This window comes from Pseudomonas sp. B23(2017), from assembly GCF_002113725.1.
GTDB lineage: Bacteria > Pseudomonadota > Gammaproteobacteria > Pseudomonadales > Pseudomonadaceae > Aquipseudomonas > Aquipseudomonas putida_Z.
This window is the reverse complement of sequence record NZ_NEJM01000005.1, coordinates 84,129-108,575: the sequence shown is the minus strand read 5'-3', so window position 1 is coordinate 108,575 and position 24,447 is coordinate 84,129. Positions and strand designations below refer to the sequence as shown.

At 63.8% G+C, this 24,447-nt stretch carries 23 protein-coding genes, 1 pseudogene and 1 riboswitch; of the genes and pseudogenes, 17 read left to right on the top strand and 7 right to left on the bottom strand.

Annotated elements, in window-relative coordinates:
* Window positions 1–62: 62 nt before the first annotated feature.
* Both CAG46_RS10690 and CAG46_RS10685 read right to left on the bottom strand, forming a co-directional pair.
* A complete protein-coding gene (locus CAG46_RS10690) occupies window positions 63–1,046 on the bottom strand; it encodes an SCO family protein (RefSeq protein WP_085615673.1) in 984 nt (327 codons plus the stop codon).
* Between the two features lie 123 nt (window positions 1,047–1,169).
* Window positions 1,170–4,562: an Ig-like domain-containing protein gene (locus CAG46_RS10685; RefSeq protein ID WP_085615675.1), complete on the bottom strand. Its 3,393-nt coding sequence runs from the start codon at window positions 4,560–4,562 to the stop codon at window positions 1,170–1,172.
* A 242-nt stretch (window positions 4,563–4,804) separates the two neighbouring features.
* Window positions 4,805–4,920: riboswitch (TPP riboswitch) on the top strand.
* Between the two features lie 80 nt (window positions 4,921–5,000).
* On the opposite strand from CAG46_RS10685, the gene CAG46_RS10680 reads away from it, so the two are divergent.
* The 5 genes from CAG46_RS10680 (at window position 5,001) to CAG46_RS29070 (ending at window position 9,167) form a co-directional block, all read left to right on the top strand.
* Window positions 5,001–5,648 (top strand): TenA family protein, encoded by a 648-nt coding sequence (locus CAG46_RS10680; protein WP_085615677.1) that lies wholly within the window; start codon window positions 5,001–5,003, stop codon window positions 5,646–5,648.
* Window positions 5,645–6,307: a thiaminase II gene (gene tenA / locus CAG46_RS10675; protein WP_084785179.1), complete on the top strand. Its 663-nt coding sequence runs from the start codon at window positions 5,645–5,647 to the stop codon at window positions 6,305–6,307. Before CAG46_RS10680 ends, tenA begins: the two co-directional genes overlap by 4 nt.
* A 178-nt stretch (window positions 6,308–6,485) precedes the next feature.
* The gene (gene codA / locus CAG46_RS10670; RefSeq protein ID WP_085615679.1) at window positions 6,486–7,727 is read left to right on the top strand and encodes a cytosine deaminase; all 1,242 of its coding nucleotides are present in this window, start codon (window positions 6,486–6,488) and stop codon (window positions 7,725–7,727) included.
* A 227-nt stretch (window positions 7,728–7,954) separates the two neighbouring features.
* Window positions 7,955–8,941: a DNA-binding protein gene (locus CAG46_RS10665; RefSeq protein ID WP_085615681.1), complete on the top strand. Its 987-nt coding sequence runs from the start codon at window positions 7,955–7,957 to the stop codon at window positions 8,939–8,941.
* Between the two features lie 55 nt (window positions 8,942–8,996).
* Window positions 8,997–9,167: a DUF6021 family protein gene (locus tag CAG46_RS29070; RefSeq protein ID WP_238066344.1), complete on the top strand. Its 171-nt coding sequence runs from the start codon at window positions 8,997–8,999 to the stop codon at window positions 9,165–9,167.
* A gap of 96 nt (window positions 9,168–9,263) precedes the next feature.
* Here CAG46_RS29070 and CAG46_RS10660 read toward each other — a convergent pair whose 3' ends face one another.
* Window positions 9,264–9,515, bottom strand: coding sequence for a hypothetical protein (locus CAG46_RS10660; protein WP_013972652.1), 252 nt, complete (start codon window positions 9,513–9,515; stop codon window positions 9,264–9,266).
* Window positions 9,516–9,523: 8 nt separating this feature from the next.
* Window positions 9,524–10,024 carry a DUF4142 domain-containing protein gene (locus CAG46_RS10655; RefSeq protein ID WP_085615683.1) on the bottom strand — a complete coding sequence of 167 codons (501 nt, stop codon included), beginning with the start codon at window positions 10,022–10,024 and terminating at the stop codon, window positions 9,524–9,526.
* 152 nt (window positions 10,025–10,176) lie between these two features.
* Here CAG46_RS10655 and CAG46_RS10650 point away from each other — a divergent pair, with 152 nt between their 5' ends.
* Window positions 10,177–11,745 carry a sensor domain-containing diguanylate cyclase gene (locus tag CAG46_RS10650; protein ID WP_085615686.1) on the top strand — a complete coding sequence of 523 codons (1,569 nt, stop codon included), beginning with the start codon at window positions 10,177–10,179 and terminating at the stop codon, window positions 11,743–11,745.
* A 133-nt stretch (window positions 11,746–11,878) separates the two neighbouring features.
* On the opposite strand, the gene CAG46_RS10645 is transcribed toward CAG46_RS10650, so the two are convergent.
* Window positions 11,879–12,388 (bottom strand): GNAT family N-acetyltransferase, encoded by a 510-nt coding sequence (locus tag CAG46_RS10645; RefSeq protein WP_085615688.1) that lies wholly within the window; start codon window positions 12,386–12,388, stop codon window positions 11,879–11,881.
* Window positions 12,389–12,405: 17 nt separating this feature from the next.
* Window positions 12,406–13,119: an MgtC/SapB family protein gene (locus CAG46_RS10640; protein ID WP_013972648.1), complete on the bottom strand. Its 714-nt coding sequence runs from the start codon at window positions 13,117–13,119 to the stop codon at window positions 12,406–12,408.
* A gap of 397 nt (window positions 13,120–13,516) precedes the next feature.
* Here CAG46_RS10640 and CAG46_RS10635 point away from each other — a divergent pair, with 397 nt between their 5' ends.
* Window positions 13,517–13,984, top strand: a complete 468-nt coding sequence (locus tag CAG46_RS10635; protein WP_085589635.1) for a sterol desaturase family protein — start codon at window positions 13,517–13,519, stop codon at window positions 13,982–13,984.
* A 168-nt stretch (window positions 13,985–14,152) separates the two neighbouring features.
* Here CAG46_RS10635 and CAG46_RS10630 read toward each other — a convergent pair whose 3' ends face one another.
* Window positions 14,153–15,046: a bile acid:sodium symporter family protein gene (locus tag CAG46_RS10630; protein ID WP_085615691.1), complete on the bottom strand. Its 894-nt coding sequence runs from the start codon at window positions 15,044–15,046 to the stop codon at window positions 14,153–14,155.
* A gap of 184 nt (window positions 15,047–15,230) precedes the next feature.
* On the opposite strand from CAG46_RS10630, the gene CAG46_RS10625 reads away from it, so the two are divergent.
* From CAG46_RS10625 to CAG46_RS28895, 10 genes and pseudogenes are all read left to right on the top strand, one after another.
* Window positions 15,231–16,094 carry a Dyp-type peroxidase gene (locus CAG46_RS10625; protein ID WP_085615693.1) on the top strand — a complete coding sequence of 288 codons (864 nt, stop codon included), beginning with the start codon at window positions 15,231–15,233 and terminating at the stop codon, window positions 16,092–16,094.
* Between the two features lie 89 nt (window positions 16,095–16,183).
* Window positions 16,184–17,092 carry an aldo/keto reductase gene (locus CAG46_RS10620; protein WP_085615695.1) on the top strand — a complete coding sequence of 303 codons (909 nt, stop codon included), beginning with the start codon at window positions 16,184–16,186 and terminating at the stop codon, window positions 17,090–17,092.
* A 4-nt stretch (window positions 17,093–17,096) separates the two neighbouring features.
* The gene (locus tag CAG46_RS10615) at window positions 17,097–18,380 is read left to right on the top strand and encodes an NTP/NDP exchange transporter (RefSeq protein ID WP_085615697.1); all 1,284 of its coding nucleotides are present in this window, start codon (window positions 17,097–17,099) and stop codon (window positions 18,378–18,380) included.
* 205 nt (window positions 18,381–18,585) lie between these two features.
* A pseudogene (locus tag CAG46_RS10610) lies at window positions 18,586–18,705 on the top strand (general stress protein); the annotation flags it as partial.
* A gap of 60 nt (window positions 18,706–18,765) precedes the next feature.
* Entirely contained in the window at window positions 18,766–18,963 is a 198-nt protein-coding gene (locus tag CAG46_RS10605) for a hypothetical protein (RefSeq protein ID WP_003259932.1), read from the top strand.
* Between the two features lie 21 nt (window positions 18,964–18,984).
* Window positions 18,985–20,319 carry an iron-containing redox enzyme family protein gene (locus CAG46_RS10600; protein ID WP_085615699.1) on the top strand — a complete coding sequence of 445 codons (1,335 nt, stop codon included), beginning with the start codon at window positions 18,985–18,987 and terminating at the stop codon, window positions 20,317–20,319.
* Window positions 20,319–21,272 (top strand): class I SAM-dependent methyltransferase, encoded by a 954-nt coding sequence (locus tag CAG46_RS10595; protein ID WP_085615701.1) that lies wholly within the window; start codon window positions 20,319–20,321, stop codon window positions 21,270–21,272. Before CAG46_RS10600 ends, CAG46_RS10595 begins: the two co-directional genes overlap by 1 nt.
* A gap of 6 nt (window positions 21,273–21,278) precedes the next feature.
* The gene (locus CAG46_RS10590; RefSeq protein ID WP_085615703.1) at window positions 21,279–22,385 is read left to right on the top strand and encodes a carboxylate-amine ligase; all 1,107 of its coding nucleotides are present in this window, start codon (window positions 21,279–21,281) and stop codon (window positions 22,383–22,385) included.
* Between the two features lie 56 nt (window positions 22,386–22,441).
* Window positions 22,442–23,029, top strand: a complete 588-nt coding sequence (locus CAG46_RS10585) for a nucleosidase (protein ID WP_085615705.1) — start codon at window positions 22,442–22,444, stop codon at window positions 23,027–23,029.
* A 442-nt stretch (window positions 23,030–23,471) separates the two neighbouring features.
* Window positions 23,472–24,008, top strand: a complete 537-nt coding sequence (locus CAG46_RS28895; protein ID WP_085615707.1) for a hypothetical protein — start codon at window positions 23,472–23,474, stop codon at window positions 24,006–24,008.
* The last annotated feature ends 439 nt before the right edge of the window (window positions 24,009–24,447 follow it).

Below are 24,447 nucleotides of genomic sequence, written 5' to 3'. Positions count from 1 at the left end.
TGGGTGATGGTCGAAAAATACGACAGTAAGATGACAGCCTAATGACTGATGGCTAATTGCCTTTAAGGATTTCCCTTATCGGCCAGCGGCGTCTGCAGGCGCGCGGTTTCTTCCTCCATGTAGCTCATCAGCGCGCTGACTTCGGTATCGCCCAGGCGCATGTTGGGCATGGCCACGCGGTTGTACTGTTCGTACAGCAGCATGGCCAAGGGGTCTTTCTGGGCCAGCATCAGGTCGGGCTCCTTCAGCCAGCGGGTCAGCCAGCTGGCATCACGCTGGCGGGTCACGCCCAGCAGGTCGGGGCCGATGCCGGGCTGCCCTGGCTCGGCGTTGCCCAGGGTGTGGCAGGACGAGCAACGGGTACGGAACAGCTGCTCGCCACTGCTGGGGGCGCGCACCTCGGGAGCCTGCGCGTAGTCGTTGGCCATGGCGCTGGCCTGTTTCCAGTTGTGCAGGCTGTTGCCCAGGCGGTCGGCGAGGATGTACGGGCTTTCGAAGGGCGAGGCTTTCATCCAGCGGCCGGTGGCCTGGTTGCCGATGATCAGGCTGAGGTTGTGGTCTTTTGAGCGGCCGTTTTCCAGGCCATCGATGTACAGGCCCAGGCTGCGGCGCAATTGTTCGATATCGGCTGGCTCGCCGGTGAGCAGCGTCCAGCCGGGGCCGATACCGAACTTTTCGGCGTAGCGCTTGAGGGTGGCGGGGGTGTCGTTGTAGGGGTCGATGCTGATGGAGTAGAGGAAGATGTCCTTGCCGACCCGGTCACCGAGGATTTTCTGCACCTGGCGCAGGCGGGCGGTTTCCACCGGGCAGGAATCGGAGCAGCCGGTGAAGATGAAGTTGATGGCGACCACCTTGTCCTTGATCAGGTCGTCGAAGAAATGCACTTTTTCACCGTCCTGGGTGAGCAGCGGGATGTTGGGGAAGTAGTCGGCACCCCAGGGCGTTGCAGCTTCCTCGGCCACGGGTTGCTGCGGTTGCAGCGGCCAGAACGGGATGCTGGCGGCGAACAGCGAGAGCACCAGCAGGAAACGCCATGAGCCGGACATGATGCGGTCCTCGTCGATAACGGGATCGGGGCTGCCATGCAGCCCATCGCCGGCAAGCCAGCTCCCACAGGGACTGCACATGGCTTGCCGGCGATGGGCCGCATGGCGGCCCCCGCCTTACCCTCACTTGTATCTGACTGGCGCAGTCACGCTCTGCCCCAGCGCCGACTTCACGGTCACTGTCGCCGGCGTGGCCGGGCCGTAGCCGGAGGTGGTTGCCACCAACCGCCAGCTGGCACCGCTGCCCGTGGCGGTCATCGTGGCGGTGCCCAGGTTCACCGGGCCGCCGGTAGTGGCCGCGGTCACAGTGATGCTGTTGCCCGTGGCCACCGTGGTAGTGCCTGCAATTTCCCAGGTGAAACGGTTGCTGCTGAGCACCTGTACCGTGGCACTGGTGACCTGGATCTGGTCGACCACCGCTGCCGAGCCTACCGCGATGCTGACCGTGGCCGGTGCTACCGATTCGGCGCCCTTGGCGTCACGCGCCGAGTAGTTGAAGCTGGCGGTGAACGGCGTGGTGACAGTGGCCGGCGGGGTGTAGGTCACCTTGGTGCCATCGGTGCTGGTATTGCCTTGGCCGGAGTCCGGCTGGCTGAGGCCGACGACGGTCAGCGGCAGGTTGCCTTCCGGGTCGGTATCGTTGGCCAGCACGTTCAGGGTGATCGGCTTGCCGGCCGTGGTAGCCGCGCTGTCGTTGGCCGCGACTGGCGGTTTGTTGGCCGCGTCGTCGTCGTCATGGTCTTTGGTGCGGAAGGTCGGCAGGCCAACCGAAGCGACGTACTCCACGCCATCCCAGCCTGGCAGCGGGGTCGGCATCACCTGGAACTGGCCTGGGTGCTCCAGGTCCCAGCGCAGCAGCATCGACGAGTCTTCATGCTGGGTGTTGTGGCAGTGTTCCATGTAGGTACCGGCAAACTCGCGGAAGCGGATCGCCACTTCCACTTCTTCCGAAGAATCGATGTCCGGCCCGATGCGATACACGTCCTTGCGCGCCCATTTTTCCCATTCTGGGGGTGCCTTGCCGTCGCGGCTGAGCACCACACCTTCCTCGAAGTGCACATGCACCGGGTGGCTCCAGCCATTGCCGCCGTTGATGATCTTCCACACTTCCAGGGTGCCGTCGCCGCTGAAGCCGGCATCGGTGGACTGCTGGGCCAGCTGTGGCGCCGCGCTGATGCGCCGTGGGTCCATGCTGTAGCCAAAGCCGCCATCGGTCTTGATGGTCCAGGGCTGGGTGTCGGTGCCGTCGGAACGACCGAAGATGAACTCGCGGTGGCGGGCTGCCTTGAGTTTGGCCTGGTCGGTGGCAGAGTTGCGGTCGATCGGCAGCGGCAGCATCTTCATGCCTGCGGCCTTGCCCGGTTTGGCCGGTTCATAGGCTGCCGGGTTCATGCTCAGGTCCTGGCCGCTGTAGGGCTGTACCACAAGCTGCAGGAACTTGCCGATCCCTGGGTCGCCGTTTTCCCAGCGTGGGCCTGTGCTGGTCTGCTTGATCACTGGCTTGTACTTTTCCGTCAGCACGTCGGCCAGCGAGATGGCGCCTTCCGGGCCCTTGCCGCTCTGATGCTCCTCGAGGTTGACGAAGTACAGCTTGTCGCCGACCTTGATGCCGTTCTTGGCGAAGTTGATGATGATGTCGTAGCGCTCGGCGATGCCTTGCAGCGGCAGGATGCCGTTGTTGTCCTGCAGGTTGCCGTCACCGTTGAGGTCCATCGTCCCGTCGAACGGCACGGTGTGTTCCATGATGTTGCCGTCGTTGGCGATCATGTGGAACGGCACCCGCGCATACGACAGGTTGGAGCCGGTGGGGCCTTTGAACTCGCCACTGGTACCGGCAATTTCACGCACCACGGCGAACTTGAAGTAGCGCGACACCGAGCCGTTGAGGATACGGAAGCGGTAGCTGCGCGCGCGTACCTTGAGCGTGGGCCGGTACTGCCAGTTGACCAGTATCTGGTCGCCGAGGAAGCCGTCGGTGTTGAACGGGTTGAACCACAGCTGGCCGTTGGCATCCCAGGCCTTGTCGGCGATCACCAGGTTGACGTCGTAGTCGCGGTTGCCCCACGGCATGCCCGAACCGCTGGGGAAACGCAGGTTGACGCCATCCTGCAGCGCCTCATTGCCGCGGTCCAGGGCGCTGTAGTAGTTCATCATCACGGCGTTGCCTTTGTAGACGTTCTGCGCCGTGAAATCCATCATGTGGTCGTGGAACCAGTGGGTGCTCATGGTTTCGCGCCAGTCACCACGGATCTTGATGCTGCCGTTCTGGCAGGTTTTCAGGCCTGGCGAGGCGTCATTGACGAACAGGGTTTCGCCCGGCGAGCAGGGGAACGCCGCACGTGCATCCTGGGCGCGGGTGTTGATGGTGTCGTAGCCGGCCAGCTGCAACGGCCAGCGGTAATCGTAATACTGGCCGGGGAAGAAGTAGGCATTGGCATAGCCATCGCTCTCAGCCGGCGAATGGCCGTTGTGCTCGTGGGTGGAAAGGGTGTGCAGGCCAAAGCCGTTGTTGGCCGAAGGGTCGATCGGCAGGGCGTTGTAGTGGCGCATCAGGATCGGCTGGCCATAGCGCGCCATCAGCAGCTTGGGCGGGAAGGTGCCGTCGAAGGTCCATACCGATTTGTGGTTTTGCAGGGGCATCCTCGGATGGAAGCGGGTGTCGATACCCTTGGTGGTGCCCAGCGTGTTCGGGATGTCAGAGGTCTGGTAGTACAGGCCGCCCGGGGCGAACTCGCCGACCGCATAGTTGTGCAGTTGCTTGCGGTCACGCAGGCCTTGATTGATGCGCGCACCGGCCTGGGCGGTCTTGAACCCCGCCTGCGGGTAGAACTCGTTCCAGCGCTGGTGCGACCAGCCTTTTCCTGGTGGCCGGCCTTCCGCCGGGGAGCCGACCGGCTGACGGTTGAGGAACATCTCGATCTGCGCCTTCCACGGGTTGCGGTCGAGCACGTTGGAATACTGGGTCGGGAACGGGTACAGGCCCGGTTGTTTGAGGAAGGCTTCCAGGGCCGTGCCGCTAGGGCCGCTGCGCGCCACCACGTTGGGGTCCTGCGCCGGTGCTGCGCCCAGGGTGGGCACCGGGAAGGTCAGGGGCGGCTGCGGCAACGTGGGGTCGAGTTTCTCCGTGCCGAACTCCTCGAACAGCAGTAGCTGCTGGGTAAACGGCAATGCCCCGAACAGCGGGCTGGGCTTGCCATTGGTGGGGTATTTGTTGTCGGTTTGCAGGGCCGGTGGCAACACGTTGTTGGCGCGTACCGTGTCGCGGTCGCCGTACACGCCATTGGTCAGCTCCAGCGAACCTTGGTTGGCCGGCGGCATGTTGAACAGGTCCAGCAACGCCTGGGTCGGGTCGGCTGGCTGGTCAGTGTAGGCCGACGGGTCAGTCGGCGGGGGCATGCTGTTGTCGTCGAGGGGAGCGGCGGTAGCCGTGACCAACCCGAGGCCGAGCATCAGCGTGGTGAGGGTGGACAGCTGGAATGCATGCCTGGCAGGGTTGATCACGGCAGGTGTTTTCATTGCCTTATGCCTCGCTCGCGGCCTTATGGCTTTTAGCTATCAGTGGCGTTTTGCCCGTTTCTGGGGCTGGAGCAACGGCTGTGCCAACCCAAATGCGAGGAATATGTTTCTAAACAAATCCTTGTGGCGCCTGATGTGCGCTAAATGCCATTGCGTCAAAAATGGGTGAGGGGCCCCACTAGTGGGTCACCCATTGCCCACAGATTGGGTGGTGACAGCAGCGGCGCCCTGGGGTATATCTGAGCGCCACCAAGGGGAGCCCGGGCAACGGGCTGAGAAACCGCTGGATGCTGCAGCGCGGTGACCCTTCGAACCTGATCCGGATCATGCCGGCGAAGGGATGGGACTTGAAACCTGCCTTTTTGCCGGCCTCACTGCGAGGCCCGTCCATGCCAACCATCGCGGTCTCGCTGTCACCCCCCCATCAAGGACAGCAACATGACCGAACGCTTCAGCCAGTCCCTGCGCCGCCGCAGCGAGCCGACCTGGTCGGCGGCCGTTGGCCACCGCTTCGTCACCCAATTGTGCGACGGCAGCCTGCCGGACCCGATCATGGTCGACTACCTGGTGCAGGACCACCGCTTCCTCGACAGCTTCCTGACCCTGCTGGGCGCGGCCATCGCCACCGCCGACACCTTCGAGGCGCGCCTGCGCTTCGGCCGCTTTGCCGGGATGATCTCCAGTGACGAGAACACCTACTTCCTGCGCGCCTTCGAGGCCCTGGGGGTAAGCCCCGCGCAACGCAGCGAACCGGCCGACACCGTGCCAACCGCAGGCTTCAAGGCGATCATGCGCGAAGCGGCGGCCACCCGGTCCTATGCGGCCGCGCTGGCGGTGCTCAACGTCGCCGAAGGCCTGTACCTGGACTGGGCGCTGAAGGCGCCAGAACCGCTGCCGGACAACTTCGTCCACGCCGAATGGATCACCCTGCACGACAACCCGGCATTCCAGGACTTCGTTGCCTTTCTGCAAGCCGAACTCGACCGCGTCGGCCCGCAGGAAGCCGCGTTGGCGGCTGACTTTTACCAGCGCACCGTGGCGCTGGAGCTGGCCTTCTTCGATGCCGTCTACCCGGAGGACAAATGAGCATGGATATCTTCGACCGCCTCAAGGCTGCTGCCACGCCGCAATGGAACAGCTACGTCGACCACGAGTTCGTGCGCCAGATGGGCGAGGGTACGTTGAGCGAAGCCGCCTTCCGCACCTATCTGGTACAGGATTACCTGTTCCTCATCCAGTTCGCCCGCGCCTGGGCGCTGGCCGCCTACAAGAGCCGACGCCCGGCCGACATCCGCGCCGCGCAGGCCGGGCTGGCGGCGATTCTGGATGAAACCGAGCTGCACTTGCGCCTGTGCGCACGCTGGGGCCTGACCCAGGCGGATATCGAAGCCGCGCCAGAACACCAGGCCACGGTTGCCTATACCCGCTATGTGCTGGACTGCGGTGCCGCGGGTGACTTGCTGGAGTTGCATGTGGCGCTGGCGCCTTGCGTGATCGGCTATGCCGAGATTGGCCGGGCGTTGTCCGAGCGTATTGGCGATCTGAGCAATCACCCGTACCGCGAGTGGATCGCCGAGTATGCCGGTGAAGGCTACCAGGGTGTCGCCACCGCGGCGCGCAAGCATCTGGACGAGCTGGCAGCGCGGAGCATGACCGAGCAACGGTTTGCCGAGCTGGTGGGGATTTTCGGCCAGGCGTCCAGCCTGGAGGCGGACTTCTGGCAGATGGGGTTGGACGGAGCCTGATTTGCTGCCTGCGCCGGCCCTATCGCCGGCAAGCCAGCTCCCACAGGTACTGCACAGACTTCAGGGCTGTGGTTTACCTGTGGGAGCTGGCTTGCCGGCGATAGGGCCAGTAGCAAATACCACAAGGCTTGGGCCACTATGCGGGTAGGGCCACCCGCAAAGCCCAGGGAGAAGCATCATGAACATCATCAACGCACGCCTGCGCGGCAAGCCCGGCCTGTTCCGCATCGAGCTCAGCGGCGAACTCATCACCGCCATCGTGCCCCAGGCCGAAGGGGTGGCGACGCGCGCTGCCGATGACCTGGATGCCGGGCAGAACCTGGTGGTGGCGCCCTTCATCGAGCCGCACATCCACCTGGACGCCACGCTCACAGCCGGCGAGCCGCGCTGGAACATGAGCGGCACCCTGTTCGAAGGCATCGAGCGCTGGGCCGAGCGCAAGGCGATCACCACCCACGACGACATCAAGAACCGCGCGAAAAAGACCATCGGCATGCTGGTGGACCATGGCATCCAGCATGTGCGTACCCATGTCGATGTCACCGACCCCACCCTGACGGCGCTGAAAGCCATGGTCGAAGTGCGTGACGAAGTGCGCCACCTGCTCGACCTGCAGATCGTCGCCTTCCCCCAGGAGGGTATCGAGTCTTATGCCAATGGCCGGGCGCTGATGGCTGAAGCGGTGGCCATCGGCGCCGACGTGGTTGGCGGCATCCCGCATTTCGAGAACACCCGCGACCAGGGCGTGTCGTCGGTCAAGTTCCTGATGGACCTGGCCGAGCGTACCGGCTGCCTGGTGGATGTGCATTGCGACGAGACCGACGACCCACAGTCGCGCTTTCTCGAAGTGCTGGCCGAAGAGGCGCGGGTGCGCGGCATGGGGGCCCGGGTGACAGCCAGCCATACCGTGGCCATGGGCTCGTACGACAATGCCTACTGCTACAAGCTGTTCCGCCTGCTAAAGCAGTCGGGTATCAATTTCGTGTCCTGCCCGACCGAGAGCATTCACCTGCAAGGGCGTTTCGACAACTACCCGAAACGCCGCGGCGTCACCCGCGTGGCCGAGCTTGACCGGGCCGGGATGAACGTGTGCTTTGGCCAGGATTCCATCGTCGACCCTTGGTACCCGCTGGGTAACGGCAACATCCTGCGTATTCTCGAGGCCGGCCTGCACATCTGCCACATGCTTGGCTACGAAGACCTGCAGCGCTGCCTGGACCTGATCACCGACAACAGCGCCCGCACCCTGAACCTGGGCGAGCGCTACGGCATCGAAGTGGGGCTACCGGCCAACCTGTTGCTGCTGTCGGCACCGGACGATTACGAAATGGTGCGCAGCCAGGGGCATGCGCTGGTGTCGGTACGCCACGGCAAGGTGCTGATGCGTAGAACACCTGCCAGGGTTGAACACTACACCTGACGCTACCTGTGTCAGCTTTTGCAGCGCCCCGCCGGCTTGAAGCCGAGCGGGGCGTTTTGCTGTCTGGCGTACTGCTTTATTCCCTTGCACGGCCTTCATGAACCACTCACATGCGATAAGCCGTGATTATTCCGCCATAGGAAATGTTTGCATGGGCAATGGCATGTCTCCATAATTGGTACGTAATTACATGGTACATAACACGTTACAAAATCGTAGGAGCAAGCATGGCCCGGGGCGGTATCAACAAGGTTGTAGTGCAGCAGGCGCGTCAGGCGCTGATTGCCCGGGGCGAGAACCCCAGCATCGATGCCATACGTATCGAGCTGGGCAACACCGGCTCCAAGACCACGATTCACCGCTACTTGAAAGAGTTGAATGGCCAGCAGCCTGTTGCCTCTGAGGGCGGCATTGCACTGAGTGATGTGCTGAGCCGGATGGTCGGGCAACTGGCAACCCAGTTGCAGGACGAAGCCGACCTGAAGATCGAGCAGGCCGAAAGCGCCTTCACTCGACAGCGCGAACAACTGGAGGCGCAGCTGGCGATTGCCCAGCAGGCACTGGCTGCGGCGCATCAGCAGCATCAGATCGACGCGGCCGCGCTGGCGGCCGAATCGGAGAAACTGCTCTCCACCCAAAGCACCCTGCAGGCCGAACAGCTGCGCAGTGCCAGCCTCAACCAGTCGCTGGGCGAGCTGCAGGTGCGCCTGGCCGACAAGGACGAGCAGGTCAAATCACTGGAAGACAAGCACCGGCATGCCCGCGATGCGCTGGAACACTACCGCAACGCCAGTCGCGAACAGCGTGAACAGGAGCAACGTCGCCACGAAGCACAGCTGCAACAGTTGCAGGTAGAGGTGCGTCAGCTGCAGCAGGGCATGATCGTCAAACAGGACGAGCTGACCCGCCTGCACCGCGACAATGAGCGCTTGTTGGGCGAGCACCGCCAAGCCGCCAGCGCCTGCAGGGCGCAGGACGAATTGCTGGAGCAGCGCGACGCGCAGATTCAGGGTTTGCGAACGATCCTGGCCCAGGCGCAGGGTGCCAGCGAGGAAATGCGTCGGCAGCTGGATGTACAGGCACAGAGCCTGGAGGCCAGGCGCGACTTGTGCACGGAACAGGCTCGCCAACTGCAGCAACTCGAGGAGCAACTGAAGCAACGTGATGCAGCGTTGGTTCAATGCCGTGCCCAGCTAGCGGTGGATACAGATTAATCAAACTTTTCCTGGCCGGTGGTTTCTTCCCTAGACACTCACCGGAGAAAGCCTCATGCCTGAACCACAACAGCCAGAAAAACATCCCCAAGGGCCCCATTCGTCCGAGCAGGCGAACAAACGCCAGGACTTGGGTTTCGACCCCGATTCGCCAGATGTGGAGGATCCGCAAGTCGACCCTCAAGGGCCTGCCAAGCCACCGCGGGACGTCGAAAAATCACCGTGAAGGTAGCATTTGTCGCAAAGGGCCGCTCAGCGGCCCCCGCGATCAACACGGCACTGCTTGGGGCAGGCTGTCTCAGGCAAGCTACGCCCGCTTGACTCAGGACTCTGCCTGCCTGGCTGCCTCCACGCCCGCAGCCGAGAGTTTGATGGGGTAGTTCACGCTGATCTGATGGTCGCTACTCACCGCCACGCTGCCATCCTGAATCAAACCGGCCTCCTGCAGCGTCTTGAGCATACCGGCCACGGCTTTCTCGCCCCGGTAGTTGTCCAGCACTTCCTTGCCCAGCCCCTGGGGGTGAGCGTGCAGCAGGCGAGTCAGCACTTCGGCTTTCAATGCATCGTTACTCATGGCGGGCCTCACTTGCCGTGTTTGGCCTGAAGCGCCTTGGCATGCTCCAGATGCTGTTCGAGTTTGGGCAGGGTTTCGCTGGCAAAGGCCTTCAATTCAGCCTTGTCAGAAGATGCCGCTTCCTTCTTGAACAACTCCACCGCCTTTTCGTGAGCGTCGACCTGGTTGTTGACGTAAGACTTGTCGAACGACTCCTCCCGCCATTCCAGGATCATTTTCTTGACCTTGTCGGTTACTGCCGCCTCATCGGGTACGGATATATCGAGCTTGCGAGCGATGTCGCCGAGTTTCTGATTGGCCTTGGTGTGGTCAGTGACCATCTGCTGGGCGAAGGTCTTGATTTCGGAATTCTGAGTTTTTTCCAGAGCCAGCTTGCCGGTGACCACTTCGGCAATACCGGCCTCGGTGGCCGCTTCGACGAAGTCATCGGAACTCGCCGCCATCGCGTGTACCGATGCCAGGCCCAACACCATGGAAAAACCGACGCGCTTGATGAAGAGACTGCTCATGCTTCACTCCTTAAACCGTGGCGCGACCTCAGTGTCGCGTACGGTTGAGGGTGAATGAGCGGCAAAGGTTTAATCTTTTTCCTGGCCGGCTGCGCCCAGGTGGTGCTGAACTATAGTGAAAGGCGGCGAACGCGGTATGGCTAGGGATTTCAATGTGTGCAGCCAGGAAACAGGATGAAGACGGGTTCTTCGCGATAACAGGCGAGGGCCGCGCTGTGGCGCTGTTCCGCCTGGTACTGGCGTTCATGCTGGTGGTGATGCTGGCCTTCGTCGTGGTGGAAGGCTGGCGTATCTGGCGCGACTACCGGCACGCCTTCACCAACGCCGAAAACATGGTCACCAACCTGGCCCGGGCCACGGCGCAGCATGCCGAAGACGCCATCCGCCAGGTCGACGCAATTACCGCGGCGCTGGCCGAGCGCCTGGAAGGCGACGGCTTCGAGCACATCGACCGGCCGCGTCTGCATACCTTGCTGGTGCAGCAGAAAAGCATCATGCCGCAGTTGCACGGGTTGTTCGTGTATGGCCCGGATGGCAGCTGGATCGTGACCGACCAGGCGGTAGTCCCGCCCAATGCCAACAATGCCGACCGCGACTACTTCATCTACCACCGCGACCATACCGACCGTGGGGTACACATCGGTTCGGTGGTGCGCAGCCGTTCCACTGGCGACCTGATCATCCCCATTTCACGGCGCCTGCAATATGCCGATGGCAGCTTCGCCGGGGTGTTGTTGGGCACCATCAAGGTGGAGTGGTTCGTGCGTTACTACGGCGACTTCAAGATCGATGAACGTGGCGCGCTGGTGCTGGCCAAGCGCGACGGCACCATCCTGGTACGGCGGCCGTTCGTCGAGCAGGTGGTGGGCCGCAGCCTGAGCAGCAGCGAGATCTTCCGCAAGCACCTGCCGTATGCAAGCGAAGGGGTGGCCGAGGCGGTCGCCGTGGTGGACGGCACGCCACGGCTGTATGGCTTTCGCGCGCTGGGCAGCTACCCGTTGGTAGTGGAGGCGGGCTTGTCGCGGGAGTCGATCGTTGCGCCCTGGCGACACGATGCGATCAAGTCGGTGGCGGTCTTGCTGCTGTTGCTGGTGGGGCTGGCGGCCTTTGGTGGCGTGGTGTTGCGCCAGTTGCGCGAGCGTATCGTGATCGAGCGTGCGCTGCACCAGGCACACCAGACCCTGAAGGCCCTGGCACTGACCGACAGCCTGACCGGCCTGGGTAACCGTCGTCGGCTGGATGCAGTGTTCGAGCCGGAGCTGCGCCGGGCGCGACGCCAGGGCTATCCGCTGGCGCTGGTGATGCTCGACCTGGATTACTTCAAGGCCTACAACGACCGATACGGGCACCCCGCGGGTGACCAGTGCCTGCGGCGCTTTGCCGAGGTGCTGCAGCAGGCGCTGAAGCGGCCGGCCGACCTGGCTGTGCGCTATGGCGGCGAGGAGTTCACATTGCTGCTGCCTGATACCGATGTTCGCGGGGCGGAACTGCTGGTGCAGGAAGTGCAACAGCTGTTGCGTCGGCAGCCGCTGGAGCATGCGGGCAGCCCACTGGGGCGTGTTTCGTTCAGTGCGGGGATTGCCGTGGGTGACCTGGCGCGGGAGGGAGTGACGGCCGAGCGCCTGATGGCGGCAGCGGATGCGGCGCTGTACCAGGCCAAGCGCCAGGGGCGGGATGGGTATTGTGTAGCAGAAAGTTCGGTGGTGGGTGTAGAGGAATGAAGGCTTTGGGTTGCCTGTACCGGCCCCATCGCCGGCAGGCCAGCTTCCACAGGTAATGTGCATCTCTTTGGCACGGCGCGGTCCCTGTGGGAGCTGGCTTGCCGGCGATGGGCTGCAAAGCAGCCCCGGGGGTCTAGTTATCTACGCCAAGGCGCATCGCACAACGGCCCTCAAGCCCACGGGCACGCTCCTCGGCCAGAATCTGCTGCAAGCGTGCATCCAGCAGCCCCTCATCAATCACCTCGAACCCCAACCGCGCATAGAACGGCGCATTCCACGGCACATCGGCAAAGGTGGTCAAGGTCAGCTCCCGCACCCCCGCCTGACGTGCCGCATCGGCCACCTGCTGCAGCAGCTTGCGCCCGACACCTTGCCCCTGGGCCTCCCGACGCACTGAAATTTCATGAAGATGCAGCGCCTGATCCTCGAACCGGGCACAGGCAAACCCCAGAATGCGCCCATCCGGCCCCTCGGCCACCCAGCTCCCGCCAGCTTCGACAAATGCCTGATGGGTGCCGCAGTCCATCACATCTCCTTGCGCCAGCCATGCCAGCGCCGGCCGGGCGGCAAAGACCTGGGCAGCCGAGCGTTCGACGCCCGGCAGCCATTGAATGTCTTGCTCGAGGGTAGGGCGAATGCGCATGAAGAAGTCCTTTCGTTCTAGTCTGCCGCCAGCACCTGCGGCTGCAATTGCCAGCGCACCGAGCTTACACCTTTCTCCAGGCTGACCCGGCTGACCAACCGTTCCAGTTGCGCTGGTGCCTGCGCGGTGCCGAGCAGTTCGGCGCGCACTTCCAGGCGTGCGGGGTTCGCCAGGTCTTCGCTGTGCAGTGACTGCAGGCGCAGCTGCGGGTCGCCCAGGCTGTGCAACATCAGGCTGCGGACCTGGATCTCGTCCTCGGCGCGGCAGACGATGCGCACCTCGAAGTGCTGTTCCACCTCGCTGGCCGGCACCACTTCCTGGCGGTCCAGGCGCTGGGCAATGTCGCGCAACAGGATATTGGCACACAGCACCACCAGGCTACCCAGCGTCGCTTCCAGCAGCAGCCCGAGGCTGCACAGCACGCCGACCGCGGCCGTGCACCACAGCGTGGCGGCGGTGTTCAGACCACGTACGTTGAACCCGTCACGCATGATCACGCCGCCACCAAGAAAACCGATGCCCGATACCACGTACGCGGCGATACGCGACGCATCGGTGGGCGCCATGCCCGGCACCGCCTGGGTCATCAGCACGAACAGGCAGGCACCGGTGCTGACCAGTGCATTGGTGCGCAGCCCGGTCAGGCGCTGGCGCAGTTGACGTTCGGCGCCGATCAGCGCCCCCAGCAGCAGGGCGATGCTGACACGCAGCAGAAATACTTTCCAATCCATAGCAAACCTCTTCCACGGGCACACGCCCGCAAGAACGCCATCAGCTGGCGCGGTTGAAAAACCAGAAAATGCGCAGGACCACGAAGGGGGAGGGAGAAGAGGGGGATTACAAGAAACCACCGTCTTGCCAGGCAGGCCAGACAGTGCAGGACACTGCCGGACTAGCGCGCCACGTGGGCCTGTCGCATGCGACTGGGGCTACTGTCCAATGCAGGTCTCCTGTTCAGGGATGCAAAATTGCGCCGCGGACCTTACGCCCCGTGGCAGGCCAGGTCAAGGGCAAAAACATGACAATGGCTTCATCCGCAATGGGCCTGCTACCGGTCACGCCTGCATGGAAAAAAACGCGGGCAATCGGTACCCTTGCGCCTTCCCTTGCCATCCCCCGGACCGTTCCATGCTGTTCAATCTCGCCGTGCTGTTCGGCACCCTGGTGGCCATGGAGGGCGTTGGCACGCTGGCTCACAAGTACATCATGCATGGCTGGGGCTGGTGGCTGCACCGCTCGCACCATGAGCCGCAACTGGGCATGCTCGAAACCAATGACCTGTACCTGGTGGCCCTGGGGCTGATTGCCACGCTGCTGGTGGCCCTGGGCAAGGGTGGTTATGCGCCCTTGCAGTGGGTGGGTGGCGGGGTGGCGGGGTACGGCGTGCTGTATGTCGTGGCCCACGACGGTTTCTTTCACCGGCACTGGCCACGCAAGCCACGGCCGGTCAACCGCTACCTCAAGCGTTTGCATCGCGCGCACCGGTTGCATCACGCGGTGAAGGGGCGCACGGGGAGTGTGTCATTCGGGTTTTTCTATGCACCGCCGTTGAAGGTGCTGAAACAGCAGTTGCGGCGTAAGCGCAGCCAGTTGTGACAGGGACTGGCAGAGCAGCCCACGATGATGCAACTGCAAATGACTCATTGAGTCAGCAGGGACCCTGTGGGAGCGGCTTCAGCCGCGAACACCGGCGCAGCCGGTGCCATGCACCGAGTTGGATTCTTCGCGGGTAAACCCGCTCCCACAGGGTACGTGGAAAGGCCCTCAGTTCACTGTTTCACCCCTGGGCTGCGCCGCCACATGCCCGCGGCTCACCCACCAGCCAAACGCCGCCGCGGTGAAGAACATGATCAGGCTGTACAGCGCCGCCGGCACCGCCATGGTGGCGTTGTTCAGCAACGAAGGGCTCAATGCCAGGGCAATTGCCAAGGTGCCGTTGTGGATGCCGATCTCCATGCCGATGGCAATCGCCTGGCGCTTGGGAATGTTCAGCAGGCGCGGCACCCAGTAGCCCACGCTCAGGCTCAGCAGGTTGAACAGCAGCGCGGCCAGGCCCACCACCGGCGCGTACGCAACCACGGTCTGCCAGTCCTTGGCCAGCGCCAGGACGATGGTGAACGCCAGGAACAACGCGGCCACCAGCTTCATCGGCTTCTCCATGCGCGCGGCAAAAGCGGGTGCGAAGCGGCGAACCAGCATGCCCAGCGCCACCGGTAGCAGGACGATGGCGAACACCTGCATCACCTTGGCAAATTGCAGCGGTATGGCCTGGTCCGATGCCATGAACCAGCTCAGCGACAGGTTCACCAGCAGTGGCATGGTCAGGATCGCGATCAGCGAGTTGACCGCCGTCAGGGTGATATTCAACGCCACATCGCCATGGGCCAGGTGGCTGAACAGGTTGGCCGTGGTGCCGCCAGGCGAGGCGGCCAGCAACATCAGCCCTACCGCCAGGGCCGACTCCAGGCCAAAGCCGTTGGCAATCAGGAAGCACACCAGCGGCAGCAGCAGGATCTGGCAAACCAGGCCTACCACCACCGGCTTGGGGTATTTCACCACGCGGGCGAAGTCGGCCAGGGTCAGCGATAACCCGAGGCCGAGCATGATGATGCCCAGGGCCAGCGGCAGAAAGGCGGTGAGCAAAGGTGATGCGGTCATGGGCGGTCTCTCGGGCGAAGGATCCCGAGGAGTGTAGGTCGGCCCTGATTGATAGATAATTGCAAAGCGCCAGCCCTTGGTAACCGTTTGTTACCAAGCGCAGCGGCCAGCGAGGCTGTATGCCGCGTTGCAGTAGGCCTGCAGGCGCAGTAGCATTCCGGTTTTTACCGAGGATTAGCCTGTCATGCCGTTCCAGCAAGGTCTGCTTGCCACCCCGGTGCCGGCCCACGCCCGTCACCTGTTCTTCACCCTGCAGTCGCCAGAGGCCCTGCCTGCCGCCCTGGATGCCTTGCTGCCGCAGGTCGATGGCGAACAGCTGATCCTGGGTGTCGGCGCCCCGCTGGCCAAGGCCCTGGGCCGTGAAGTACCTGGCTTGCGCGCCTTCCCGCAGCTGGATGCTGCAGTGGAGAACCCCAGCACCCAACACGCCCTGTGGCTGTGGCTGCGCGGCAACGAGCGCGGCGACTTGCTGCTGCGGGCCCAGGCCCTGGAGCTGGCATTGGCACCGGCCCTGCGCCTGGCCGACAGCGTCGACGGCTTCCTGCACCGTGGCGGCCATGACCTGACCGGCTATGAGGACGGCACCGAAAACCCGGTGGACGAAGAGGCCGTGCAAGCGGCCATTGGCGCCGATGGCTCCAGCTTTGCCGCGTTCCAGTTGTGGAAGCACGACCTGGAGTACTTCAAGTCGCTGCCCCAGGCCGACCAGGACAACATCATCGGCCGCCGCCTCAGCGACAACGAAGAGCTCGACGACGCCCCCGAGTCCGCCCACGTCAAACGCACGGCCCAGGAAAGCTTCGAACCAGAAGCGTTCATCGTCCGTCGTTCGGTGGCCTGGGCAGACCAGCGTGGCGCTGGCCTGGCCTTCGTGGCCCTGGGCCACAGCTTCGATGCGTTCGAGGTGCAGCTGCGGCGCATGAGCGGCCTGGAGGACGGCATCATCGACGGCCTGTACCGCTTCAGCCGGCCACTGACCGGTGGTTACTACTGGTGCCCGCCCATGAGCGAGACGGGTGTCGACCTGAGCCTGCTGCTGCAAGCCTGATCGCTAAACATCCAGATACAGAAACACCGGACGCAGCGGGGTACAGCGGCTAGCCTTGAAAGTTTCCGCTTCGTGACGGGAGCTTTTCCATGTACGCACGTCGTGATGTCCTACGTGCGGGTGCTACCTTGGGCTTGCTGGCCGCCAGCCCCTGGTTGCACGCCGCTGCCCCGGCGGGCTTGCTGACCCGCAACGTGCCGAGCACCGGTGAAGCGCTGCCGGTGATCGGTGCCGGTACCTCCGGCAGTTTCGAAGTGCAAGCCGGTTCGGCTCAGTACCAGCAGCTGAAAGTTGTACTGAAGGCGTTCTTCGAAGGCGGTGGCCGGGTCATCGACACCTCGCCCAACTACGGCGGCGCCGACAGCATTCTCGGCCAGTTGCTGGAAGAGGGCGGCTGGCACCGGCAGTGCTTCATCGCCACCAAGATCGCCGCCGACAGCCGGGCAGACGCCGAAGCGCAATGGGCCGGCAGCCTCGAGAGCCTGCGCACCGACAAGGTCGACTTGCTGCAGATCCACAACCTGCGCGACTGGCAGACCCAACTGCCCTATGCCCGCGAGTTGAAGCAGCAGGGCAAGACCCGCTATGTCGGCATCACCCATTACCTGAACAGTGGCCAGGACGAGGTCGCCCGCATCGTGCGCAGCGAACCGCTGGACTTCATCCAGATCAACTACTCGGTCAATGCCCCCGACGCCGCCCGCGAACTGCTGCCGCTGTGCCAGGACAAGGGCGTCGCCGTGCTGATCAACCGGGCATTCGACGATGGCCGCCTGTTCGCCCGGGTGAGGGACCAGGCCTTGCCCGGCTGGGCCGCAGAGGCAGGTATCGGCAGCTGGGCGCAGCTGTTTCTGAAGTTCGCCATCAGTCACCCGGCGGTGACTACGGTCATACCCGCGACCAGCCGGCCCGAGCGCCAACTTGACCAGCTCAAGGCCGGGCACGGGCCGTTGCTGACCCAGGCGCAGCAACAGGCGCTGATCAAGCAGTTTGCCTGACACCATGGCAGCCTGGCGGCGGCGCCTGGACCAGGGGCTGAACATCCAGCCCGGCGAAGGGCCGGCGGTGATCGCCGGTTTGCTGCTGTTCTACCTGTTGTTCACTGGCTATTTCATGCTGCGCCCGGTGCGCGAAACCATGGGCGTTGCCGGTGGCGTGGACAACCTGCAATGGCTGTTCACCGGCACCTTCATCGCCACCCTGGCGTGCCTGCCGTTGTTTGGCTGGCTGGCCTCCAAGGTGCAGCGCCGGTACATCCTGCCCTGGACCTACGGCTTCTTCGCCAGCAACCTGCTGCTGTTCGCCGTGCTGTTTGCCCGCAATCCGGAAGCTTCGTGGACGGCTCGGGCCTTCTACATCTGGTTGTCGGTGTTCAACCTGCTGAGCATCTCGCTGGCCTGGAGCGTGCTCGCCGACCTGTTTTCCACCGCGCAAGGCAAGCGCCTGTTCGGCCTTCTGGCGGCCGGGGCCAGCCTGGGTGGGCTCAGTGGCCCCATCCTGGGCACGCTGCTGGTGGCGCCGCTGGGCCATGCCGGGTTGCTGGTGCTGGCCGCGGCGTTGCTGCTGGGCAGCATCGGCGCCACGTTGTACCTGCAACGCTGGCGAACGCGGCATCCACTGCCGGCGCAAGCCGAACGGGCAGGTTCCCGGCCACTGGGCGGCAACCCGTTTGCCGGTGCCACTGCCGTACTGCGCTCGCCCTACCTGCTGGGCATTGCCCTGTTCGTGGTGTTGCTCGCCAGTGTCAGCACCTTCCTGTATTTCGAACAGGCGCGCATCGTCAGCGAAACCTTCACCGACCGTACCCGGCAAACCCAGGTATTCGGCCTGATCGACACCGTGGTACAGGCCTTGGCCATCCTCACCCAGGTGTTCCTCACCGGGCGCCTGGCCCGCCGCCTGGGGGTGGGCGTGCTGCTGGTGGCGGTGCCGCTGGTGATGGCTGCAGGCTTCCTGGGGCTGGCACTGGCCCCGGTGTTCGCCGTGTTCGTGGTGGTGATGGTGGTGCGCCGGGCCGGTGAGTACGCGCTGGTGCGGCCGGGGCGGGAGATGCTGTTCACCGTGCTGCCCGCCGAGGACAAGTACAAGGCCAAGAACTTCATCGACACCGTGGTCTACCGCGGCGGTGATGCGCTCAGCGGCTGGGTCAAGCGGGGGCTGGATGTGATGGGCGAGTACCCGCAACTGGCGATGTTGATCGGTACGCTGATTGCCCTGGGCTGGGCGATGACCGGAGGTTTGCTGGGAAGGCGACAGGCACGCCTGGAAACCACATCGCGCGACTGACAGGCGCGCCAAATATGCTGATGCCGCTTATTTAATGCCGTTGGTCCGAACGCTTCGCATTAAACCGAATCCGCCGAAATGACCGAACTCCCAACTGGTGTACGGCAGGTAATGCCGTGCATTCCGAAGTCATACGAGGTTTAAGACCATGGCCAACAAAGAGAACAGCCGCACCGGCAACCAGCAAGGCAGCCAAGGTGGCAACAAGAACCCGGGCAACTTTGCCAATGACCGTGAAAAAGCCTCCGAAGCTGGGCGCAAGGGCGGCCAGCAATCCGGTGGTGGCCGTACCAGCGAGTCGGGCCGCAAGGGCGGCCGTTCGTAAGTGAGGCTACGCAGTGCCCGGGCGATCGGGCACTGCGATTCTGCACATGAGGAGAACCCCATGCGATTGATCCCTCTGATAGCGCTGGTAGGCACGCTTGGCTTGCTGGGCGGCTGTTTCGACCGGGACAACGACCACCCGGCAAAGGATGCCGACCAAAGCAAACCTTCGCTGCAGATGCAGCAACCCGGCGACAAACCTGCTCCCCAACCTGCGCCGGACCCCGAGCCGATGCCTGGCCAGAAACCCAGCCAATAAAACGCGGACAAGGACTACGGCATGACGGTAATGACCCGCAAGACCGGCGCGGTGATACCGGCTTCGGCAAATGGGCCAAGCCTGAAGGAGCGTTACCACAAGTTGCTCGTGGCCCACGACACCACGAGCGCGGCGTGGCTGAGCGAACAATTGGCGCGCGCGCAGCGTTTGCCGGATGACCTGCCTGCCGACCCTGCTCAGCTGGAAGCCTGGAGCGCTAGCCATGCAAGCCAGGTGGCCGAGGCCTATGCCAGTTACCTCGAGCACCGCCGCCAAGGCGCGCCGCGGCGCTATTTTGCCAACCGCGCCCAGGCGTTGTGGTTCCTGCAACAAGTGGCGCCCACCAAGGCAGTGGACGGGGCATGGCTGCACAGTACCTTGCGACAGTGGAGCGATCCGCGCTATCACGGCCTGATTCGCACCTACCTGGAAGAACTGGGCGGCGGTGATCCGCGCTGCAACCATGTGCTGATCTACCAACGGCTGTTGAGCCGGCTGGGTTGCCTGGGTATGCCTGAACTGGACGACCAACGTTACCTGCAGGGCGCCTTGCAATTGGCATTGGGGCGCCACGGCGATGATTTCCTTCCCGAGCTGATCGGCTACAACCTGGGCTATGAACAACCACCGTTGCATCTGCTGATCACCACCTACGAACTGGCGGAACTGGGCATCGATGGCCATTATTTCCAGCTTCACGTGACCATCGACAACGCGGCCAGCGGGCATGCGCATCTGTCCATCCAGGCGCTACGCCAACTCTGCCCGGCCGACGAAGCTGGCCAGTTCTACCAGCGGGTGCGCAGTGGGTACCGCTTGAACGACCTGGGGCTTGATACACCCAGCCTGATCAGCAGCTTCGATCTTGAATCCGAGTTGCTGTCGGCACTGGAGCACAAGCGCAATTTTGGCCAGTTCATGCATTCCGACCATTGCCGCCTGCAAAAACGTACCGTCAACCAATGGCTGGCCGAACCCGGCGCCATGCCCGCGTTTCTGCAGGCCCTGCAGGCGCAGGGCTGGATCCGCCGTGGTGAAGCACCCGCCAACAGCCGCTGGTGGGGGCTCATCAACGGCCCCTCGGCACCGATGTATGGCGTGTTCACGGCGTATGAAAAACAACTATGGCACGACTGGATCGCGGCAGGTTGGCAAGCCCGGGGGCGCCGCGTGCTGCCTGGCAGCTGGGAGGTGCAAGTGCAATCGGATGATGCGCTTTCCACTCCTGCCGCGGACGCTGATATCGAGACGTTGATCGACACGATGTCCGGTAACCGCCATGCAACACCGGAAGGCTTGCTGGCCACTCGGCGCTATATGCGTGCTACCGGCCTTGTTCAGGAGATGACCCGCTGATGCTGCTCGATCCGCAACAGACCCAGGCTGACCAGGCAATGCTGCAACTAGGCAGGCGCCTGCGCGCCGACGGCTACCGCTTCACCTGCGTCACCCCGGCAACCCATGCTCGCGTGAATGCGCGCCCGGAAGTCGGGCAGGCCAGGACAGTGCGCGATGTGTTCGGCTGGAACCGTCCGTTCCAATCGTCACTGGTTTCTGCCGATGAGCTGGACCAGATGCGGCAGGCCCAGGTACTCGAGGAGCACGGTGATTTGCTGATCAGCCGCGTGCGCTGGTCCACGCTCGACGACCTGCTGCTGGTGCACTCCGCGTACCCCACCCAACAATCCGACGCGGTGTTTTTCGGCCCCGACAGTTACCGTTTCGCCCAGGTCATCCATGATCACCTGCAACGCACGCCGAAGCGTGTCGAGCATGCCGTGGATATCGGTTGCGGCACGGGTGTCGGCGCCTTGCTGATTGCCCGGGCGGCTCCCCATGCCCAGGTCAGCGCCGTGGATATCAACCCGCTCGCGCTGCGTTACACCGCGATCAACGCGGCATTGGCGGGCCTGAGCAATGTGTCCGTGGAGCCAAGTGACCTGCTCGGCGGCATTACCGGGCTGTTCGACCTTATCGTTGCCAACCCGCCGTACATGCTCGATGCCAGCGAACGTACCTATCGGCATGGCGGCGGTTCGCTCGGCGCGCAGCTTTCGCTGCGGATCGTCGAACAAGCCTGCGAGCGGCTCGGCTCGGGGGGCTCGCTACTGTTGTATACCGGCGTGGCGATCGTCGAAGGCCGGGACGCCTTGCTCGAAGCCATTCGCCTGCGCCTGGCGGGCCCGGAATGGTCCTGGGTGTATCGGGAAATCGACCCGGACGTGTTCGGCGAGCAACTGAACGAACCCGGTTACGAGCAGGTCGAGCGCATCGCCGCGGTGGTGCTCACAGTTACCCGCAACAGCTGAGGCAGCATGGCCCGACCCTGCACGTTCGGCATCGAGGAAGAATACCTGCTGGTGAACCTGGACACAGGGCAGGTGCCAGCTACGCCTTCGCCAGCTGTGCTGGAGCGTTGCAAGGAGACCTTGGGCCAGCATTTTGCCCAGGAAATGTTCCGCAGCCAGATCGAGGTGGCCTCGCCGGTGTTCGCCAACCTGTTCGAGGCACGCGAGTTCTTCCAGCAAAGCCGCCAGCGGCTGAATACAGCGCTGGCCGAAGAGGGCATGGGCCTGTACGGTGCGGCGAGCCACCCCAATGCCGCCTGGCTGCGGCAGAAACCTGCTACCCCGGCGCACTACCAGCAACTGTTCGCTGACTACCGGCATGTGGCGCGGCGCAGCCTGCTCAACGGCCTGCATGTACACGTGGGCGTACCGCCAGGTTGCGACCGCATGCAATTGATCAACCGCGTACTGGGCTGGTTGCCCCTGTTGCTGGTGCTGAGTGCGTCATCTCCGCTGTGGGAAGGCCAGTGCACCGGCTACATGAGCTACCGGCGGGTGATTTGCGGGGAATGGCCGCACATGGGCTTGCCCGAGCCTTTGCCGGACTGGGCCGCCTACGAGCGCTACCGCGCATTGCTGCAACGCACAGGGTCGCTGGCCGCGGATGGCGACTTCTGGTGGGCGATCCGGCCTTCGCGGCGCTTCCCGACGGTCGAGCTGCGCATCTGCGATGGCTGCCCGCGGCTGGAGGACGCGCTGTGCATCGCTGCGCTGTTTCGTCACCTGGTGGAGCACAGCATCGTGTACCGGCATGACCCGGCGGCCTGCAACCGCGAACAGCGCTGGATCACCCAGGAAAACTACTGGCGCGCCATGCGTCATGGGCGCCAGGGCGAGTTCATTGGCCTGCATGAGCAACAGCCGGTCACGGCCGAAGGTTGGTTGGCCCAGCTGCAGGAGCAGTTGCCGATCGACACCGCAGACGCCGAGCGTGCCTTTCACCATGCACAACGCCTGCTGCGCGACGGCACCCATGCCGATCAGCAACTGCAATGCCTGGCTCAGGCCAGCGCTGCCGGCCTGGGCAGGGCGCAGGCGTTACGGGCCGTGGTGGCCGCCGGGGCTTGCAATTAGCCGGGGTTTGCCGAAAATGGCCGCGCCTTTCGCAGCCACTCGGAACCACCTGCGCCATGATGCTGATCAAGCAATTCCCCGACATTTCCCTGGACGACACGTTGTTTGTCTTCGCCCTCGAAGCCGAGGCCGGCGATGTATTCGCTGACGTCAACACCGTGTTCACCGGCATCGGCAAGGTCAATGCCGCCATCGCCCTGACCAAGGCCATTGCCGCGCGCCGGCCCAGGCTGATCGTCAACCTCGGCTCGGCCGGCAGCCAGCGCCATGGCAAGGGCGAGGTGGTGTGCTGTACCCGCTTCGTGCAGCGCGACATGGATGTGACCCCGCTTGGCTTCGCCCGCTACCAGACACCTCTGTCGGATATCCCGGTGGTGCTGGAGCATGGGGCGCAAATCCCCGGCCTGGCCCTGGAAACCTGCGGCAGTGGCGACAGCTTCGAGATCAACCATGGCGATGCACCTTATGACGTGGTCGACATGGAAGCCTACGTGCTGGCGCTGATCGCACGCGGCGAAGGCATCCCGTTCGTGTGCCTGAAATACATTTCCGATGATGCTGGCAGTGACGCGGCGCAGGACTGGGCGGTGCAGGTGCACCTGGCGGCCGAGGCTTTCAGGCAGGTGCTGTTCAGCCAGGCGTGACGGCTAGCTTGACTGGGGCTGCTTTGCAGCCCTTCGCGGGCACGTCGGGACGCCGAACCGCCGCGAAGGGCCGCAAAGCGGCCCCAACAGTCTCACAACGTACCTTGGCCTGATATTCGGTCCTTTGAACTCAGGCAGACAGTACTAGTCTTAATATGTGGGAATATTTCCCACGCAAAGATGCTGACTGGCTCTGAAGGATCGTGCGAAACCGAAGCTGCTCGCTGACACTGCAGATCTATGGCCGCGCCGGTTGGCTGTCCGCTCCATGGGCGGTTGCGAACTCATTGGTCATTGCGTTCGATACGGAGATGACGACGCAACTCCAAGCGGAGGTGCATCATGTTGCTCAAGAAATGTTTGTTGGCATTGGCAATAGGTGGCGTCCTGTCGGCCTCGACCGTCCTGGTGCCTGACTACATCGGTAGTTTCTCCAGCGTGTATGCCAAAGACGGTGGCAGCGGCGGCGGTGGTGGTGGCCACGGCGGCAGCGGCGGTGGTTCTGGAGGTGGCGGCGGTCACGGTGGTGGCAGCGGTGGTTCTGGAGGCGGCGGCGGTCACGGTAGTGGCGGCGGTGGCTCTGGAGGTGGCGGTGGTCACGGTGGTGGCAGCGGTGGCTCTGGAGGCGGTGGCGGTCACGGTGGTGGCAGCGGTGGCGGAGGCAGTGGTCACGGCGGTGACGGCGGTGGCGGTCATGGCGGCCATGGTGGCCCGGGGGCCGGCGATGGTGACCATGGTGGCATGGCCGGCAGAGGCCCAGGCGATGCGCATGACAACGACAACGACAACGACAACGACAACGATGCGGCAGATGCCGCCAGGGACGCAGCCCGAGACGATGCTGATGCAGCCAGAGACGCTGCAAGGGCTGAAGCAGATGCCGCCCGTGATGCGGCAAAAGCTACTGCAGATGCCGCCAGAGACGCTGCCAGAGCCGAGGCGGATGCAGCCCGCGACGCCGCAAAAGCTGCTGGCGTAGCCGGCGCAGATGAAGCCAGAGACGCTGCCAGGGCCGCGGCAGATGCTGCCCGCGACGCAGCCAGAGACGAAGCTGATGCCGCCAGAGATGCTGCCAGGGCTACGGCAGATGCCGCCAGGGACGAAGCCAAAGTCGCTGCCAATGCAGCCAGAGACACTGCAAGGGCGGATGTGGACGACGCGCCAGATGCTCCAGACGCGCCAGATGCACCGGATGCGCCGGATGTCGACGCAGCTGAGGTACGGAACTAGTCACTTTGAGTGACGTATCGACCGCTGGTCAGTGTTTGGGCCAGTCGGAAAAAACCATCGATGGCGGTTTACCTCGAAATCGGTAGAACGGCCTTCGCGGGCTTGCCGCTCCCACAGGACTACCACCAGTTTCAATACCTGTGGGAGCGGGCAAGCCCGCGAATGGGCCAACACCGGTTTCACCAGAG